At 64.1% G+C, this 16,036-nt stretch carries 24 protein-coding genes; 11 read left to right on the top strand and 13 right to left on the bottom strand.

All coding sequences use genetic code 11. The features are described 5' to 3' along the window. Nucleotides 1-72 precede the first annotated feature (72 nt). On the bottom strand, nucleotides 73-1,044 hold the full coding sequence (locus SynWH8101_RS05005; RefSeq protein ID WP_130128827.1) for a hypothetical protein: 972 nt from the start codon (nucleotides 1,042-1,044) through the stop codon (nucleotides 73-75). Nucleotides 1,045-1,467: 423 nt separating this feature from the next. On the opposite strand from SynWH8101_RS05005, the gene SynWH8101_RS05000 reads away from it, so the two are divergent. Together SynWH8101_RS05000 and SynWH8101_RS04995 are read left to right on the top strand one after the other, a co-directional pair. Then, complete coding sequence (locus SynWH8101_RS05000) at nucleotides 1,468-2,406, top strand: sigma-70 family RNA polymerase sigma factor (protein ID WP_130128826.1); 939 nt, start codon at nucleotides 1,468-1,470, stop codon at nucleotides 2,404-2,406. A 143-nt stretch (nucleotides 2,407-2,549) separates the two neighbouring features. After that, the gene (locus SynWH8101_RS04995; protein WP_130128825.1) at nucleotides 2,550-3,308 is read left to right on the top strand and encodes a response regulator transcription factor; all 759 of its coding nucleotides are present in this window, start codon (nucleotides 2,550-2,552) and stop codon (nucleotides 3,306-3,308) included. On the opposite strand, the gene SynWH8101_RS04990 is transcribed toward SynWH8101_RS04995, so the two are convergent. The 4 genes from SynWH8101_RS04990 to SynWH8101_RS04980 form a co-directional block, all read right to left on the bottom strand. After that, nucleotides 3,242-3,445, bottom strand: coding sequence for a hypothetical protein (locus tag SynWH8101_RS04990; protein ID WP_130128824.1), 204 nt, complete (start codon nucleotides 3,443-3,445; stop codon nucleotides 3,242-3,244). The genes SynWH8101_RS04995 and SynWH8101_RS04990 overlap by 67 nt on opposite strands. 43 nt (nucleotides 3,446-3,488) lie before the next feature. After that, entirely contained in the window at nucleotides 3,489-3,953 is a 465-nt protein-coding gene (locus SynWH8101_RS04985; protein WP_130128823.1) for a hypothetical protein, read from the bottom strand. 12 nt (nucleotides 3,954-3,965) lie between these two features. Beyond that, entirely contained in the window at nucleotides 3,966-4,100 is a 135-nt protein-coding gene (locus SynWH8101_RS14500) for a hypothetical protein (protein WP_255423179.1), read from the bottom strand. 88 nt (nucleotides 4,101-4,188) lie between these two features. Next, on the bottom strand, nucleotides 4,189-4,344 hold the full coding sequence (locus SynWH8101_RS04980) for a ribbon-helix-helix protein, CopG family (RefSeq protein WP_130128822.1): 156 nt from the start codon (nucleotides 4,342-4,344) through the stop codon (nucleotides 4,189-4,191). 279 nt (nucleotides 4,345-4,623) lie between these two features. Here SynWH8101_RS04980 and SynWH8101_RS14290 point away from each other — a divergent pair, with 279 nt between their 5' ends. The 8 genes from SynWH8101_RS14290 to SynWH8101_RS04940 all read left to right on the top strand — a co-directional run bounded on the left by SynWH8101_RS14290 (nucleotide 4,624) and on the right by SynWH8101_RS04940 (nucleotide 9,254). Beyond that, nucleotides 4,624-4,854 carry a hypothetical protein gene (locus tag SynWH8101_RS14290; RefSeq protein WP_130128821.1) on the top strand — a complete coding sequence of 77 codons (231 nt, stop codon included), beginning with the start codon at nucleotides 4,624-4,626 and terminating at the stop codon, nucleotides 4,852-4,854. 269 nt (nucleotides 4,855-5,123) lie between these two features. Further along, nucleotides 5,124-5,393, top strand: a complete 270-nt coding sequence (locus tag SynWH8101_RS04970) for a hypothetical protein (RefSeq protein ID WP_130128820.1) — start codon at nucleotides 5,124-5,126, stop codon at nucleotides 5,391-5,393. Nucleotides 5,394-5,476: 83 nt separating this feature from the next. Continuing rightward, complete coding sequence (locus SynWH8101_RS04965) at nucleotides 5,477-5,668, top strand: hypothetical protein (protein WP_130128819.1); 192 nt, start codon at nucleotides 5,477-5,479, stop codon at nucleotides 5,666-5,668. Nucleotides 5,669-5,694: 26 nt separating this feature from the next. Continuing rightward, on the top strand, nucleotides 5,695-6,138 hold the full coding sequence (locus tag SynWH8101_RS04960) for a sigma factor (RefSeq protein ID WP_254428049.1): 444 nt from the start codon (nucleotides 5,695-5,697) through the stop codon (nucleotides 6,136-6,138). A gap of 77 nt (nucleotides 6,139-6,215) precedes the next feature. Beyond that, nucleotides 6,216-7,409 (top strand): hypothetical protein, encoded by a 1,194-nt coding sequence (locus SynWH8101_RS04955; protein ID WP_130128818.1) that lies wholly within the window; start codon nucleotides 6,216-6,218, stop codon nucleotides 7,407-7,409. Then, nucleotides 7,409-7,807: a hypothetical protein gene (locus SynWH8101_RS04950; protein WP_130128817.1), complete on the top strand. Its 399-nt coding sequence runs from the start codon at nucleotides 7,409-7,411 to the stop codon at nucleotides 7,805-7,807. Before SynWH8101_RS04955 ends, SynWH8101_RS04950 begins: the two co-directional genes overlap by 1 nt. A gap of 71 nt (nucleotides 7,808-7,878) precedes the next feature. Continuing rightward, entirely contained in the window at nucleotides 7,879-8,355 is a 477-nt protein-coding gene (locus SynWH8101_RS04945; protein WP_130128816.1) for a hypothetical protein, read from the top strand. A 140-nt stretch (nucleotides 8,356-8,495) separates the two neighbouring features. Continuing rightward, on the top strand, nucleotides 8,496-9,254 hold the full coding sequence (locus SynWH8101_RS04940; protein ID WP_130128815.1) for a class I SAM-dependent methyltransferase: 759 nt from the start codon (nucleotides 8,496-8,498) through the stop codon (nucleotides 9,252-9,254). A gap of 340 nt (nucleotides 9,255-9,594) precedes the next feature. On the opposite strand, the gene SynWH8101_RS04935 is transcribed toward SynWH8101_RS04940, so the two are convergent. The 3 genes from SynWH8101_RS04935 to SynWH8101_RS04925 are packed head-to-tail and all read right to left on the bottom strand — an operon-like array spanning nucleotide 9,595 to nucleotide 10,795. Beyond that, nucleotides 9,595-9,867, bottom strand: a complete 273-nt coding sequence (locus tag SynWH8101_RS04935) for a hypothetical protein (protein ID WP_130128814.1) — start codon at nucleotides 9,865-9,867, stop codon at nucleotides 9,595-9,597. Beyond that, entirely contained in the window at nucleotides 9,864-10,082 is a 219-nt protein-coding gene (locus SynWH8101_RS04930; RefSeq protein ID WP_130128813.1) for a DUF3721 domain-containing protein, read from the bottom strand. The genes SynWH8101_RS04935 and SynWH8101_RS04930 overlap by 4 nt, the downstream gene beginning before the upstream one ends. An 8-nt stretch (nucleotides 10,083-10,090) precedes the next feature. Then, the gene (locus SynWH8101_RS04925) at nucleotides 10,091-10,795 is read right to left on the bottom strand and encodes a DUF305 domain-containing protein (protein WP_130128812.1); all 705 of its coding nucleotides are present in this window, start codon (nucleotides 10,793-10,795) and stop codon (nucleotides 10,091-10,093) included. A 57-nt stretch (nucleotides 10,796-10,852) separates the two neighbouring features. On the opposite strand from SynWH8101_RS04925, the gene SynWH8101_RS04920 reads away from it, so the two are divergent. After that, complete coding sequence (locus SynWH8101_RS04920) at nucleotides 10,853-11,236, top strand: MerR family transcriptional regulator (protein WP_130128811.1); 384 nt, start codon at nucleotides 10,853-10,855, stop codon at nucleotides 11,234-11,236. On the opposite strand, the gene SynWH8101_RS04915 is transcribed toward SynWH8101_RS04920, so the two are convergent. From SynWH8101_RS04915 to rppA, 5 genes are read right to left on the bottom strand one after another with little or no spacing between them, the layout of a single operon-like run. Further along, nucleotides 11,237-12,673 (bottom strand): multicopper oxidase family protein, encoded by a 1,437-nt coding sequence (locus SynWH8101_RS04915; protein WP_371413216.1) that lies wholly within the window; start codon nucleotides 12,671-12,673, stop codon nucleotides 11,237-11,239. Then, a complete protein-coding gene (locus SynWH8101_RS04910; protein ID WP_130128809.1) occupies nucleotides 12,655-13,431 on the bottom strand; it encodes a MauE/DoxX family redox-associated membrane protein in 777 nt (258 codons plus the stop codon). The genes SynWH8101_RS04915 and SynWH8101_RS04910 overlap by 19 nt, the downstream gene beginning before the upstream one ends. Next, nucleotides 13,431-13,892, bottom strand: a complete 462-nt coding sequence (locus SynWH8101_RS04905) for a DUF411 domain-containing protein (RefSeq protein WP_250544855.1) — start codon at nucleotides 13,890-13,892, stop codon at nucleotides 13,431-13,433. Before SynWH8101_RS04905 ends, SynWH8101_RS04910 begins: the two co-directional genes overlap by 1 nt. Before the next feature lie 54 nt (nucleotides 13,893-13,946). Next, nucleotides 13,947-15,227, bottom strand: coding sequence for a cell wall metabolism sensor histidine kinase WalK (locus SynWH8101_RS04900; protein WP_130128808.1), 1,281 nt, complete (start codon nucleotides 15,225-15,227; stop codon nucleotides 13,947-13,949). Next, nucleotides 15,227-15,943 (bottom strand): two-component system response regulator RppA, encoded by a 717-nt coding sequence (rppA, locus tag SynWH8101_RS04895; RefSeq protein WP_165381008.1) that lies wholly within the window; start codon nucleotides 15,941-15,943, stop codon nucleotides 15,227-15,229. Before rppA ends, SynWH8101_RS04900 begins: the two co-directional genes overlap by 1 nt. Nucleotides 15,944-16,036: the final 93 nt, after the last annotated feature.

The raw sequence follows: 16,036 nt of genomic DNA, 5'->3' as shown, positions 1-16,036 counted from the left end.
GGAGATTGGTGGTCAGGGAGATCGGTGCGGGCAACAACAACGCCCTGGTCAGGGCGCTCTCGCCCCGCGGCCTCAGTGCTGACGCGGCGGCTGGCTGAACTGTTCGGCGGCGGTGCCTGGCGTTCCTTCTCCTTCTGCCTCCAGCAACTCCGCCAGGCGCCATTTCTCGCGGCGATCCAGCTTGGATGTCTCAATCCCGCGGCCATGCCAGTGGTCACGGCTCCAGTAGAGGAGCCGATGCGCCTTCTGCAGATCGCTCTCACCCGCAGCGGCCCCAGCAACATCACCACCAACATCCACACCATCCCCCCAGCAGAAGACATGCCAGTGCTCCACTCCGCGGCCTTCTGATCCGCGATCCACCTTGAGCAGCGCACTGGCGCACTCCACGCCGCTGCGGCCCTCCGGGTAGGTGTGACGCCAGAACTCAGGCATCCCCCGCAGGGCACGGATCAGAACAGCCCAGAACGCCTCTGCGCCACCGGCCTGGAGAATCGCCTGCTGCAGCCGTGACGCCAGGACCGCGCAGCTGCTGTTGCACGCCGGCCAGGCCGCCGGCTTGTGCGCGTTGTAGAGCGCCGTGAACCGGCTGATCCAATCACTCGCTGCGGCCCTGCGCTCTGGCGACTCAGAGACAACCAGCGGCAGAGCACCCTCCCTGGGGCCGACGTCCTGCCTGGCGCGGTCATCAGCCGCGCTTGCCCCCTCCTGACCCTCCGTCTCAGCTGACATCACCGCATCGGCGTCATGCAGGCGAATGCACAGCCCTGATGAACTGCTCGTGTAACTCAACCAGCCGATCGCAGCCAGATCCTGCAGATCAGCCCTCAGTTCACGGGGCTGCAGATGCCAGGCACTGGCGAGCTCGCGACAACCCAGGCGAATCGGCTGCCCGCCCTGAGCCCTGCACTGCAGATGGCCGTACAGCGTCGCCACTCGCAGGGCACGGCTCGGGCGCCTTGAACCGGTGCGCTTCTCATCGAGCTTCTGCAAGGCCTGATGCGTCAGCTCAATGGCCTCGGTGCGAACGGCGTAAAAGCGCATAGGAAGCAGCAGCAGCGATCCTTGAATGGACACGGGAGGCTATGGGCACCGGCCCTAACAGCTGCTCACGCCTCAACCTGCCTGGCTGAAAGCCCCATCCAAACCACCTGCTCGCGCTTTTGGTTTGTTCTTTTTTCTCTGATTTTTCAGAGATATAGATGGTGGTGCCATCTGCACCCACTGCTGGGGGCGCACTGCCTCCACCACTGCAGGCGGACTGCCCACACCGGTGCGGGCCATCTGACCCCACAGCTGGGGCATTCCGCACGCACCACCAGCCACAAAGCGCGGCCGTTGGGGCCAGATCGCCACCACAACCCCAGGCCTGCGTCTTGGCCTCCGCACTACCGCAGGCGCAGCAGGGCGCGCAACCGTGCGATTGCGGGGAATCCTCTGAGCAGTTGTCGCTCCCATTGCATCGCTATGGCAGTCCAGGCCCATCCCGTACACCAGGCCAGTTCTGTGTCCAACTGGCTGCGCAGCAGCAGCCGTCACAGGCCCCTGTGTGAGCGCACCGTGCTCGAACTCTCCCGCCGCATCCAGCGCTGGCAGCAACACCCCGGTGGCCCATCCCATGCCCCCAAGCCCGTCCGCCAGAGCGCTCTGCGCGCCCGCGAACAGCTGGTCCGTCACAACCTCAGCCTGGTCGCCCACACCTGGGGTCGCCATCGCTCCAGCCTTCCTGCCCACAACGACACCACCGCCGATGCGCTCCAGGAGGGAGCTCTCAACCTGATGCGGGCGGCGGAGAAGTTCGATCCCGCCAAGGGCTATTGCTTCTCCACCTACGCCAGTTTCTGGATTCGGCGCGGCTTCCATGACTTTGAGCAGCGCTGCAAACGGGCGATCCGCATCCCCGCCGAGAAGGCCGCGATTGTGCTCAAGGCCCTGCGCCTCAGCCAGCAACACCTCGCCGCCCATGGCACCACCCCGGCGTTGAGCTGGCTGGCGGACCAGCTGCGCTTCCACGGCAAACCGCTCACCACCGAGCAGCTCACCAGCTTCATCCGGCAATGGGACACGACACAGACTGTGTCCATCGACAACGCCGGTGAGGACGACGCCGACTGGAGCCGCAGCCATCACCTCGCCGCTGGCCAACACCAACCCTCAGCAGCGGACACCGAGGCAGAAGCAGAGGCAGAAGCGGATCACAACGCCCGGATGCAATCCATCCTCAGCGTCCTGAGCGAACGGGAACAACGCCTGATCCGCAACCGCTACCTGCGCCGGCCGGCCCTCAGTCCCGCCCAGCTGCGCCGCTCTCTGGGAGGCATCAGCAGTGAGGAACTCGGCCAACTCCATGACCAGGCGCTCGCCAGCCTGCGCCAAGCGATGAACAGTGATGCAGAAACTGCATAAAACACCGCGCATCGGCTCAGATCATGGCGCGATTGCGGCCCGCATGGCTACAGCAAAAAGGCCGCTGATCCTTCTCCACCCCAGCGCCCCACCATCAACAAAGGCGCCTTGTGCGATCGATCTGCCACGCCTCCATCGCCGGCATGAGTCCCAACACCATCTGCTCCAACCTGCGGAGCTTGCAAGACGCCATTGCCCAAGCCGCAGAGGACTGGACCGTGGCGATCTGCAGCCCGAACAATGAACTCATCGCCATGGGGTCGGTCTTCCTGCCCAGCTGTCATCTCGCCACGCAGTCGATCGCCGAATTGCTCGCCCGGGTGCCACCAGACCTCGACAAGTTGCTGGTGATCTGTGATGACGACCTCGCCGATGGTGGCGCACTCGAATTGATGCACCAGCTGCATCACCATCTCCCCCAAGCCACCTGCCGCTTCCTCGCCTATCTGCCGCAGACCACCGCCCCCGAACGTCTGGCGGCCCTGCACAGCGCCGGGCTCGATGCGCTCTGCTCCAAGCGCAGTGGTGGCAGCGGCACCGTGCTCCGCGCCCTGATCCAGGCCTTGCATGGTCAGCAAACCGTCGATGCCCACTTCCGAGCGCCCCTCCAACAGGCCCGCTCACACGCCCTCACGCCCCGTTCAGGCCATTCGCAGGAACCTGACCTCAGCCCCAGGGAACGCGAGCTGATCCAGCTCCTCGGCCGCGGGCACAACGCCACCCAAATTGCCGCCCTGCAGCAGAAGCGACGCGACACCATCCGGCGTCAACTCAGCCTCCTCTACCGCAAGACGGGCGTCAGCGATCAACGCGGGCTGATCGCCTGGTCCATCGCTCAGGGCCTGATCAGGCCGCTTGATCTTGTCGCTGCAGCGCCACCAGCGGCGCATAGATCAACCTGACTGCCATTGGCGACATCATCAGCCATCTGTTGCTCCCATTCCTGGGCATCAAAGGCTTCGAACCAGGCGCGAAACTCAGCCCGCTCCTGCGGTGCCAGCCGTTGCACGGCTGTCTCGATCTCATGCACGCTCGTCATGGATCCAGCGTAGAAGCACAAGGCCCACGACGAGCGAACGGCGTCAGGCGGCGAGTCCTGACATGGGCTCAGCAGAAACCAGCGGCGTCAGAGCCGGGATTCCCTGCGGCAGATGGCAACAGGCGCCGGAACCTGGCAACACATCACTGAGCCGCTTGGCGGCAAGCAGGGCATCGAGATCGACGATCTGCACCGCCTCCCGTTGACGCGGCAACCAACCCGCCAGGGCACCGCGATTGCCGAGGGGCAGCGGCCGGGGCAGGGCAATCCGGCGGCCAACGAACGGCAACCAACGCTGGATGCCATCCGCCTCACGCCAGGGTTCAAAGCTCTCGATCTGCAGCAACTCGCGGATCTGGCCGCTGCCGTAGCTCACGGCAGTCAGATACATCAGCTCATCCAGCGAGCCTTCCGCAACCGGCAGGGGCAAGGGCATCCAGAAGCCGCGATCGGCAGCGTTCTCCATTGCATCGCGGTGGTGGTGGGTGAGCAGAACCTTGGTGGTCATGGCGATCAGGAATCACTGCACTGGTTCTGGCTCCGGGCACCCCAGCACCACCGCCCACAGCTGTGGCAGCCCCCAGCCCACCGGCGTGGGCTTGCCAGGCCACAGCCGTGGCAGCGCCGGCTCGCCCGGCTCAGCCGCTGGTGCCACGAGCAGTCGCCATCAGGGCTCAGCCCCATGCGGGCGTTGCGGTGTCACCGCAAAAGCTCCAATTGGTTTCCGATGATCCGGCTGGCAGTCAGCGGGCGTCTGGTTCTGGCGAGGCCAACAGTTCCTCCAGGAGTCGCTCCAGCACCGCACTGCGACTGCGCAGCCCCCACTCCTGACGCAAACAGTCGATACGGTCCACCAGTTCAGGTTTGAGCGCAACGCTCAGGCGCAGTTGGTCGTCCATGGCAGCAGCGGAGCAGGGTGATCGTTCATCGATGACATGCAGCCACGAGCCTGCTCTGCTGGCAAGGAGCGCGCGATACAACACAATGGGGTGCCCCTGAGTGACCATTGCGCAACTGTGGCTGGCAATTCTTGAGGTATTTTCTCTACTTGAGAATGGGATGGGCAAAACAAACATGGATTCAGATGGATCGCATTAACAGGCGGCGACGCTAAAATCCTTTGCGACCAAGCAAGCACAGCCACCCACCAACGCCCCAATTCACATTGAACAAAGGCAATGTCGAATCGATTTGTTTTCCATATTGGAACGAGTTACTTCACCGAAGAAATCGAGGACAAAGAAAGCAGCGATTACGCTGGAATTCAATTTGACGTCTATGGCGACCAGGTCGAGTGCTGCGTAGAAGTTGATGACGAAGACCTAAGCGATCTGACAGAGGAAACGCTTTGCGAGTGGCTAGGCTTCGACTACGAAGAAATTCTTTACACAAATTACGAGGACTTGTGAAAATCTGACGACAGTCAGAAACATCAAAGAAGATTGCCTCAAAGATTTACCAAGATCACCAGTGGGCAGGAGATCAACACGACTCATCAAAACAGTAAGCTTGGCAATTGCGCTTCGATTCACAAACGGCTTCAGGGAACACGATGACCGATTTATCCTGCCAACTGCTTAGGCATTTCTGAGCCGGCTACCGAGCACAAGCATCGACCTGATCTCACGCCAAGCCTGAGAGAGGGGAATCCTCTGGGCAGTTCCGCCTCCCCTCCCCCATGGACTGCCTGACCTCGAGCGCCACTCCTGCCGCCGCCTGCACGGCCCCGGACACAGCGGCGAGCCGCCGGGCCATCCAGTTGCTTGACGATCTGGAGGCCGCCATCGCCGCCAACGACCCCGAGGCCTACAACCGCCACATCGAGCAGGCCGCTGATCAGGTGCCGCCCGCCATCGTCCTCGCCATCCTGCAGCGCTATCTGCCCTCCCTGCTCAGCGAGGAGCACAACGATCGTCAGCTCGCCTGGGGCATGGGCGTCAGGCTCTGAGCCCTTGCGGGCAGCTGCGCCACTGGGCATTGGGCACCGGGGCCCGGAACCCTTTGCTGCGTCTCGCCTCCCTTGTCTTGCCCATGGCCCTGCCCCATCGCGCCGCCTGCATGGGTGGACTGCTCGCCCTGACCCTGCAGCTGCAGGCCCCCAGCCCGCTTCTGGTCTTGATCGATCGCGCCCAGCGCCGCCAGGCGCTGCCGCTGATGCGCACTGATCTCGTCACCAGCACCACCATCCGCTCGAGCGCGGTGCTGCAGGCGGGACGCCAATAGCCTCCCGCACCCGCACCTTCCAGCCCATGTCCAGGCGACGCCTTCTACGCCGGCCGATGACCCGCGCCCAACGCGCCTTTGCCTGCGCCCACCTCGGCCTGGCCCATCAACAGGCCCATCGCTTTGCCCGACGCTGGTCGCTCCACAGCGATGACCTGCTTGGTCCCGCCTATGAGGGGCTCTGCAAAGGCGCCATCGGCTACGACGCCAGCCGCGGGCATCGACCCTCCAGCTACCTCGTCCCCAAGGTGAAAGGGGAACTGCTCCATCACCTGCGCGACACCGGCTTCTCCCTGCGCATCAGCCACAGCCTGCGGGAGCTGTGGATCAAAGCGCGCCGGCACGTTGCCCTCGGACTCTCAGATCAGCAGATCGCGGAGCAACTCCAGGTCCCCCTGGAACGTTGGCTCGACTGCCGCACTGCCTGCAGCCAACGGCCCTTACCGCTGCACGACGTTCTGCGCGACTGAATCGCCTGACACGAAACCAACCCCCGCGGCCATGGAACAGGGCCGATGCCAATAGCCTCCCGCAGCCGATTCTCCCTATGGGTTCCAGAGCACACCACAACCGCAACCGCCGCCGGCACACCAGGCATCTCCCCGGCCGCTGCCCCGTCCCCGATCAAGGGCAAGACCGCGAACTGCTCCAGTTCAATGTGCGCCTCGCCAAGGCCCGCCAGGCCCAGGCCGACACCAACCGGATCGAGCGCAAGGCCTTCCGCGAGCACGCCCGCATCGAGAACGCCGTCACCGCCTACACCCGCGAGCTCTGCTCCCTCCTGGATGAACGGGGCTTTACCCAGGGCGTCACGCTCAATCGCATCCCCGAGGGCGGCGACGCGGTGTTGATCGTGCAACTGAGCGATCTGCACTTCAACGAACGGGTCGAGCTGCCCTCCAATCGCTACGACTTCACTGTGGCGGCGCAGCGCCTCGCCAAGCTTGCCCAGCGCGTCAAGCAATTGGGCCAGAGCTACGGCGCCCGCAAAGTCGTCGTCGCCTGTCTTGGGGATTTTCTCAATAGCGACCGGCGCCTGGATGAGCTGCTCTCCAACAGCACCAACCGCTCACGCGCGACGCTGCTGGCGGTGGACATCCTGCGGGCGTTTCTGCTCGATCTACGCGAGCAGTTCGAGCTGGAGGTCTATGGCATCACCGGCAATGAAAGCCGCGTCAGCAAGGAGCTGGGCTGGAGCGATGCACTCGCCACCGACAGCTACGACCTGATGATCTACGAGATCCTCAAACGCGGCTTTGACGGCGCCGATGGCATCCAGTTCTGCGGCTTCCAGGCCAATGAGCTCCTCTTTGAAGTGATGGGCCGCACCTTCCTCTGCCTGCACGGCCATCAGATCGGCGCCAATGTGCAGAAATCGGTGCAAGAGATCAGCGGCAAGTACGCCGCCCAGGGCATCACGGTCGACTACACGCTCTTTGGCCACCTGCACGCCAGCGCCATCGGCGACTACCACGCCCGCAATGCCTCGTTGGTGGGCAGCAACGCCTACTCAGAAGCCGGTCTGAACTTCTGCAGCAAGGCCGCGCAGAACATCCACATCGTCACCGGTGCCAAAGGCACAGATGCCAAAGGCTCTGGCGCCATCGATGGGATGAAGGTCGACCTCCAGGACGTCACCGGCATCACGCCCTATCCCTTTGCCGCCGAATGGGAGGCCTACTGCCCCAAGAGCGAGCGCAAGCTCCACACCCCTTCTGTCGTTTTCCAGGTTGTTGTCTGATGACCGTTTCCACCACCACCGGTGCCATCGGCACCTGCGCCACTGCCCAGCTCAGCACTGAGCTGGCCGCCACCGAGCTCCAGAGCGCACTCCTACAGGCGATCACAGGGCTGACCCAACTGGTGAGCCAGCTCAGCCAGCAATTCCCGATCAACCAGCCCACCGCCGCGGCGGCAGAGCCCTGGATGGAGGAGGTCCCCACCCGGAGCACCACCAAGCCAGCCCCCTGCTGCCCGGTAAACCTCTCGCCCCTCTGGGATGAGCTCTCGGTGGTCGAACTCCGCTCCCTGCTGCGCAGCTACCCGATCGATCGCACCTCCCTGCCCTCCGCCATCGAACGCCTGCGCCGCAACGAACTCATCGAGGCCCTCAACCAGATCCAGGCCCTCGGCGTCTGAGGGGCCAGTGGGGGGCCAGGGGCCCCTTGCAATTCAGGCCACGTCCACTCGCTCACACCTCACACACGCACATGACCGCAACCGTCACGACCACTGCTCCCGCCGCACTCGGCGAACCGGCACCGGGAACCCCCGAGGCCCTGTTGCTTCTTGCGACTGCAGGTGTTCTCCCGGCCGGTGCCGGTGCAGACGACCCGCGCTTCTCCGCCGATGCCATCACCAGCTGCGTCAGTCGCCTGCTTGAGGTCAAGCAGCAGCAGGACCTCCTGGCTTCCGAGCAGAAGGAACTGAACGAGCAGCTGCGCCTGGCCCACCTGCGCGGCGACCTGCTCACCTGCATGCCTGCCGGTAAAGACGGCAACGGCTATCAGATCACCCCGGACCTGGTGCTCAACCGCCGCCCCGGCCGCAAGCAGTGGCGTTATTCCATCGACTGCAAGGAGATCGAGTGCCAGCTCAAGGCACGCCAGAGCTATGAACAACAGAGCGGTCTCGCCAGTTACAGCCTCGGCGCGGCATTCTGGGAGGTCAGAGCCACCAAGGGTTGACGCCTGGACTCCAGACACCGGCTCTCCCATGCCCCAGGCTCAGGCCTGGGGCTTTTTGCTGCACACCTGAGTAGGCAGCCACCAGTCTCAATAGCGCTTGCTATGGCGGACTACAATTGCAGAGAGCGATTGATCCCCCCTTGGATGATCTGAGCCTGTTGATCGATCTCCATGTGGATGGCGAGCGTCAGGGACCGGGAAGCGACGCCTGCACCAAAAAAGCCCTGCAGCTAACGGGACTGAACCGAGAGCATCCCTTGCAGATTGCAGATCTTGGCTGCGGCACCGGCGCATCAGCGATGGTGCTAGCGGAAGAACTCAACGCCAAAGTGATCGCCGTTGATTTCCTGCAACCCTTTCTCGATACGCTTATAAGCCGCTCTCGAGAACGAGGTATTAGTGATCAAATTGAGACCCTCTGTTGCAGCATCGATGCGCTTCCCTTCGAGAACAAATCGCTGGATGTGATCTGGTCGGAGGGAGCGATCTACAACATCGGCTTTGCCGAAGGTGCGCGTACCTGGAAGCGCTATCTCAAGCCCGGCGGATGGCTTGTGGTCTCGGAAATCACCTGGCTCACCGCTGAGCGGCCCGCCGAACTCAGCCAGCACTGGGAGACGGAATACCCCGAGATTGGCCTGGCTTCTGAGAAGTTAGCCGTTCTGGAGCAGCTTGGATATGCGCCGGAGGCCTACTTTGCGCTTCCAGAAGACTGCTGGATCGATCACTTCTACATGCCGATGCAGGAGCGCTTCGCGGCCTACCTCGAGCGCAACAACCACTCAGCCGAAGCACGTGCTGTGGTCGCCGACATGGAGGTAGAAATCGCTCTGTACAGAAAGTTCAGATCCCTCTTCAGTTACGGCGTGTATGTGGCCCGCGTGCCTGCGGTGAGCTGATGCCGGCGCGCCCATCACCCCCCCCAGGCGCAGCCCAGGGGTCATGAGTCAATCAACATTCCAATGGCTGTGGCTTGTCGAAGCTGCTGGCGTTGGCGCCTGGGGTCGGACGTACCAGGTGTGGGGTAGTTGGTTCTCCTGGGGCACCTGTGGCGGTGCAGATGGAGTGTCGATCAGTCAGGCGCACAGGTGGAGGCGGCTGTGATGCCCTTCCTCGTCATGCCCGGCTGAACGACCCGCCCACGGTTGGGTGAAGACTGTTGGAGCAGGGGCCTTCTGTCAGCGTGCTTCTTGGGGAGGCAATGTTGCAGAGGCGCTGATACAGACCCTGCGGTTGCCGTCAGCGCACCGAGCTCCGCGGGCGCGGCAGCAGAAGCACCACCCCGGAGACGATCACCACCAGCGTGGCCAGGCCCAACAGGATCGAGTAGTAGGGCTGGAGATTCACCGGTCCAAAGCGGCCCGTGTGGATCTTGAGCAGCCAGAAGGCATCCACCCCCTGCTCGAGCAACAGGCTGTAGAGCGATCCGCTGGCCGCAGTGAGCAGCAGAGGCGCAGCGGCCAGGGGAACCAGAAGCCGATGCAGCCTGCGAGCGCGAGACACAGGCTTCATTCCTCTCGCAGTTCCTTATGCAACATCGACTCATTGCTGCAGGGCATCCACTGACCGTTGTTCTGATGCACGCCCTTGCAGCCCAGTTGCTTGGCGCGCTGCTCAGCCTCCGCCTGGGTGGCGTACAGACCTCTGCTGTGGGACCAGCCGGCCTCGGGGCCCAGTAGCAACGCCATGCCAATGGCCACAGCGGCGAGGCTGAAACGGTGAAGCACGTGCTGATTCACAGGGAAAAAAGCGCGTCGTACTGGTAGTAGGCGGGCTTGTTGAGCCCGTCGTGGCGGAGCATGCGCCGCAGCTCAATGATTTCGCGGCGCTGGGCCACGATGATCTCCCGCGCCAGGCGGCGGATGGTGGGGGTGGTGCTCTTGTCCAGGGCGTCGTGGGCCATCTGCAGCGCCCCGCCGTGGTGCTCGAGCATTCCCTCGAGGAACCAAGTCACCCGTGTGTCGGGGCTCGGTGCCGTTCCCGCCATCTGCATCGCCGCGATCTGCGCGGCAGACATGCGCCTGAGCGCCGCCAAGCTGTTGGGGTCGCCGCCCGGCGGCAGCGTCACCGGATACACAGGCGCCTGGGGATACCAAGCTTTGCGCCATTGCCCCATCGCCTTGATCTCGCGGGCTTGATCGCTCCAGATGGTGTTCGCCAGAGCCCCCACTCCCGGGGAGCCGACGTTGAACACGAATTCACTCATGCGAAGGGCGCCGGTGTGGTGCTGCACCATCGCGTCGATCCAGCGCAGGTCGTAGGTGCTTCCGGCGGGGCCAACGTCATGGCCATGGCTGCCGTGGGCGCCATGGTCGCTCGCGCCGCTTGCCGGCATCGGCATCGCGTGTTGCCCATGATCGTGGTGCTCATGGCCTGATTGAGCCAGGACCGGGGGCGCCAGAAGGGGCGCGAAGGCCGCGAGTGCAAGCAGAAGGCGCATGAGCGGTGGCACAGTCCTCCTACGATGCACTCTCCTGCAGGTGGAGAGTCAAGACGCATGGGTGCAGCGGTGGCCGATGAGCTCCTCAAGATCGGTGCGGTGGCGCAGCGCTCGGGCGTGCCGGTGAAAACGATCCGCTTCTACTGCGATGAGGGCCTGCTGCAGCCCACCTCGCGCTCGGAGGGGCGCTACCGCCTGTTTGATCAGAGCGTGTTCGCCGACCTGGCGCTGATACGCAATCTCAGGGCGATGGATCTTCCCCTCAGCGCCATTCATGGCGTGCTCAGCGCGCGCCGCTCCGGGGTGTGCACGTGCGCGGATCTGCAGGCCACGATCCGCGGCAAGCTCGGTGAGATCCAAAGCCGCATCGAAGCTCTCCAGAGCCTGGAATCGGATCTGCAGGCGATGCTCGCCGGCTGGCAATCCTGCGGGGGCCGCTGATCAGGCCTCAATCAGGAGGTTGCCCATCATGCCCAGCTCCTCGTGATCGAGGATATGGCAGTGGTACACGCTGCGACCAGGGAAATCGCGGAACTGCGTCCGCACCCGCACCGTTTCTCCCGCCCGCACCAACACCACATCGCGCCAGGCCGGGAATGGCTCCGGCTGTCCGTTGCGGCTGATCACCTGCATGGGGTTCACGTGCACGTGAAAGGGGTGATCCATCACCCCGGTATTCATCAGCTCCCATTCCTCGATCTCACCCAGGCGCACCCGGGTATCGATGCGTTGATGGTCGTAGGCCTGCCCGTTGATCAGAAACACCATGCCCATGCCTGGGGCCATGCCATGGTTCATCACAAAGCGGCGCGTGCGCACCGGATTGTTGAGCGGCTGGACGGGAAGCAGTTGCTGAGGGAGCGGCTTTGGCGTTGTGGTGCCATCGGTCTGAACCGTGGCAATGGTCTCCTCACCCTGGGAGGGAGCCATCATCCGCCTCATTCCCATCATGCGCCGGCCAACACGGTTGTAGGCGCGATTGCGCAAGCGGAATCGTCCGCCACTCGGTGAGATCTGCACCAGCACATCGGCGCGTGCGCCGGGTACCAGCAGCAGATCCTCCACCGCAACCGGCCGCTCCAGTGCACCGCCATCGGTGGCGATCAGATGAAGACGATGCCCTTCCAGCGCCAGGCGCCAGAAGCGTGCATTGGAGCCATTCACCAATCGCAGCCGGAGTAATCCCCCGGCAGGGATCTCAATCCTGGGGTTCAACTGCCCATTCACGGTGAGCACCGAACCCTCGCGGCCAAGCATCGCTCCACCCATCGATGACTCCCGATCGGCTGGGAGATCCTTGAGAAACAGCACCTCCTCCTGGGCGGCCTGCACCTCCGGAATGCGGTCGAGAGCACCGCGCACGATCAGGGCACCACCAAGCCCGCCGAACACCTGATCGGCCACCGTTCCATGGTGATGGGGGTGGTAGTAAAACAGGCCAGCAGGGTGATCCTCGGGAATCCGGAAGGAATAGCTCTGGCTGGCCCCGGGCTGAACACTCAGAAATACGTTGTCGGCATTCCCCTCTGGCGAGACATGAAGGCCGTGATAGTGAAGGTTGGTGGGTTGTCTGAGTTGATTGTGCAGTTGGATCTGTACAGCGTCACCAGCCTCTAATTCCAGCAACGGCCCTGGCAGCAGGCCGTTGTAGGTGAGAGCGCGACCAGCCGTTCCTGGGATCGCGATCCGCGTTTCCTGCGCGACGAGATCCAGGTTCAGAACACCTTGGCTGGATCGCACAGCCCTAGCCGCACCGGCCGCAGCGACCTCACGGGCATGACTCAGCCAACGCTGACCCACCAGCCCTGCAGAAGCGGCGGCGGCGCCACCGGCCGTCAACGCCAGAAACGAGCGGCGATTCATGGCAATCCACTCCACGGCAAGCGATGAGCAACGGCATCCAGTGCCATCGCCGCGCCCATCAAGGTCATGATCAGATTCTCGGCAAAACTCACCACGCCAAGCGGTGTGCGCGTGTTGCCACCCACGCAGGCGCAGTTGAGGGCGAGGTGATCGATGAACACCGCCTTGCCCACCGACAGCATGCCCATTCCGCCCAACAACACCGCCACCGCTCCCACCAGCCCATCGAGAGCGGAGATGGACGGCGGCGTGAGCATGCCCAGCCCCACCAGCAGTTCAAGGCCTGGATAGAGGCGGCTCCAGACTCGCCAGCGTTGGCTGAGCAGGTCGTACTTGAGGAAGCTGGCGGCAAAGGCCGGCACATCCATCAGCTTGAGCATGGCCAGCAGAGTGATGGCCAGGCCCATGAAACTGCGCACACCCACGCCAAGGGCAAGGGCCATCAAGGCCGCGGTGGCAAACACGACGATCACCGGTGTGTAGCTCACGTCTGCTCGCTCGGCCCGAACCCCCAGCCGTGCCGCCAGATCGCTGTAGCCACCGATGCGTTGCTGGCCGCTGAACACCTGCGGGGTGGTGCTCACCCCGTGGGCGCGTTTGAACGCTTCCACCTCCTCAGGGCTGCGCAGGCGGTGGTCCTCAAACGCAATGCCCTGGCTCTGCAGCAGCGCCACCGCCCGCAGCCCCCACGGGCAGGCGTGATCAGCCGTGTCCATTCGGTAGAGACGCACATCGCGCAGAGCTGCGCTGCCGCTGGTCGGGGTCTGCTCCATCAACCCTTCACCGTCTGGAACGGCTTGATCACCCCTGTTCTGGTGAAGGTGAATACGGTGTAGGTCTCACTCCGCAGCGCCGACTCCATGCCGGGTGAGCCCAGGGGCATGCCTGGCACAGCGATGCCAGCCACCTTGGGGCGCTCCTTGAGCAGCTTCTGGATCGCCGACACCGGTACATGCCCCTCGATCACGTAGCCGTTGATCGTGGCGGTATGACAGGAGCCGAGGGCGCCGGGAACGCCATAGCGCTGCTTGATCGCCGGCAGGTTGTTCACAACGTGGTCCTGCACCGTGAAGCCGGCTTTCCGGATGTGATCGAGCCAGCCTTTGCAACAGCCGCAACTGGCGGAGCGGTAGGCCGACACCACCTCAGCGGCGTGACCTGGTGCGGCGGCGGCGACGGAGAGGCCCGCCAGGGCGAGGGCTAGGGGGAGCGCGGGCATCACGGGATCAGACATCTCCATCAACCGTATAGTCTCCAGTGGGTGGAGAGTCAAGGCGATTGGGCGGCTTCAGCCGATCGCTGGCAGCAGTGCCGTGAATGTGGCTCCGTGCCCCGGTTCTGACGCCACGCGGATCTCTCCCCCATGGCGGTTTGCGATCGCCTGAGCGATGGCCAGCCCCAGGCCACTACCACCGTTCTGACGCGAGCGATCCGGTTGCAGGCGTGTGAAGCGCTCAAAGATCCGCTGTTGATCCTCCAGCGAGATGCCGGGGCCTTGATCGCGAACGCTCAAAGCCAACCAGCGGCCCTGAGTTTCCAGGCGCACTTCCACCGTTCCACCACAGGGTGAGTGCTGCAGCGCATTGCTGATCAGATTGATCAGAAGCCGGCTCAGTTCCCGCTCGTTTCCGCGCAGCGTGGTGGTCTCTGCTTCCAGCGCCATCGACAAGGTCTGCTCCGATGCCACCGCGATCTCGGACCAGTCCTCCACAACATCCGCTGTGATCTCAGCCAGGTCGCAGCGCTGCATCGGCGTCTTGGCGCCGGGCCGCTCCAGGCTGGCCAACAGCAACAGATCGGCGATCAGCTGCTGCAGCCGTTGGCCCTGAGCCAGAACCCGCTCGATTCCAGGTTGGGCACGTTGAGCCTCAGCAACAGCAAGCAAGTTGGCCAGGGGCGTGCGCAGCTCATGGGCCACATCCGCGCTGAATTGCTCCTGGCGCTGGTAGGCCTCGATCAACGGTGCCATCGCCAGGCCGGCCAGCCACCAGCTCGCCAGCGCGATCACCACCAACGCCAGCACAAACACGCCGTGGCCGAGCCACCACAGGCGCTGTGCCTCCGCCTCCAGGCCAGCGAGGCTGCGGCTGAGGCGCAAGCTGCCCCAGTCCTGTTCCTGATCGCCGTGAGAGCGGTGCAGCACAACGCTGGTGGTGAGCATCAGCGAACCGGGGGTTGGCTCCCGAGATGGTGGGGATGTGGCCACAACCTCTCCCTCACCGTTGAGGATCTGCAGCTGAAACCGTTCCGGATCGGTGACGCCGAGCGCATGGCGCTCGATCAGGGTTGTGGGCGCAGGGCAGGGGCGATCCGCCAGGCAAAGCCCAGGCAGCACCGTGGCCAGTGAGGCAGGTCCTGCCGAAGGCGGCGGGAGCACGGGCTTGAGACTGTCGTGCAGGGTGCCGGCCAGGTTGACCAGCTCGCTCTGCAGGGCCTGTTCCTGGGCCTGCAGCAACAGCCGGCCCATCGAGAATCCCGCTGCATAGAGGATGCTCCCCATCACGAGCAGGGAGAGGCCCGCCAGCCGCAGGCGTGCACGCCGGATCAAGTTGTGCTCAAGCCCTGCCATCAGCTCGGCTGCGAGGCGCTGCCCGTGGCGTCTGCATCAAAGCGATAGCCGCGGGAGGGCACCGTGGTGATCGGCGACGGCAGACCGTGATCGGCGAGCTTGCGGCGCAACAGCCGCACCTGCGCCGCCACCACATTGCTCACCGGGTCCTGATGCAGGTCCCAGAGCTGGTTGCGCAGGCGAGACCCGCTGAGGATGTCTCCGGAGTGCTCCATGAAATACGTGAGCAGCTGCAATTCCTTGGCCGAGAGCGGCACACGCACCGCGCCAGTTGGCGCCTGCACCGTCAGCTCGCTGCGGGAGGGATCCAGGCTGTAGCTGCCAACCTGCAGCTGCGGCTCGCGGTAGCCCGGATGGCGGCGCTGCAAGGCGCGCACCCGGGCGAGCAGTTCCTCCATGGCGAACGGCTTGCTCAGGTAGTCGTCCGCACCCGCATCGAGTCCTTCCACCCGGTCGGCGGTGCCATCGCGGGCCGTCAACAACAACACCGGCACGGTGAAGCCTGCGGCGCGCAGGCGCCGGCAGAGCTCAACACCACTGAGCTGCGGCACCATCCAGTCCACAAGCGCCAGCTCGTAGCGCGCCAGATCACCACTGAGCAAGGTCCAGGCGGAGAGGCCATCGCTGCAGTGGTCCACCACATGGCCCTGCTGCTCCAGAACGGCGACCAGGGATTCAGCCAGATCCGGCTCGTCTTCCACCAGCAGGATCCGCAAGGGCATGGCGTGCGGTTCAGATCGCCAAAAGGCTAGGTGGGGCAGCGGATTTCATCTGTTTTTCATCGCGCCTGCGCCATCCTCCGCGCAGTG

Origin of the sequence: Synechococcus sp. WH 8101 (genome assembly GCF_004209775.1) — a bacterium.
In the GTDB taxonomy this organism is placed as follows: domain Bacteria; phylum Cyanobacteriota; class Cyanobacteriia; order PCC-6307; family Cyanobiaceae; genus Synechococcus_C.
The sequence above is the reverse complement of the archived record's forward strand: the minus strand, read 5'-3'. Positions and strand labels throughout refer to the sequence as shown.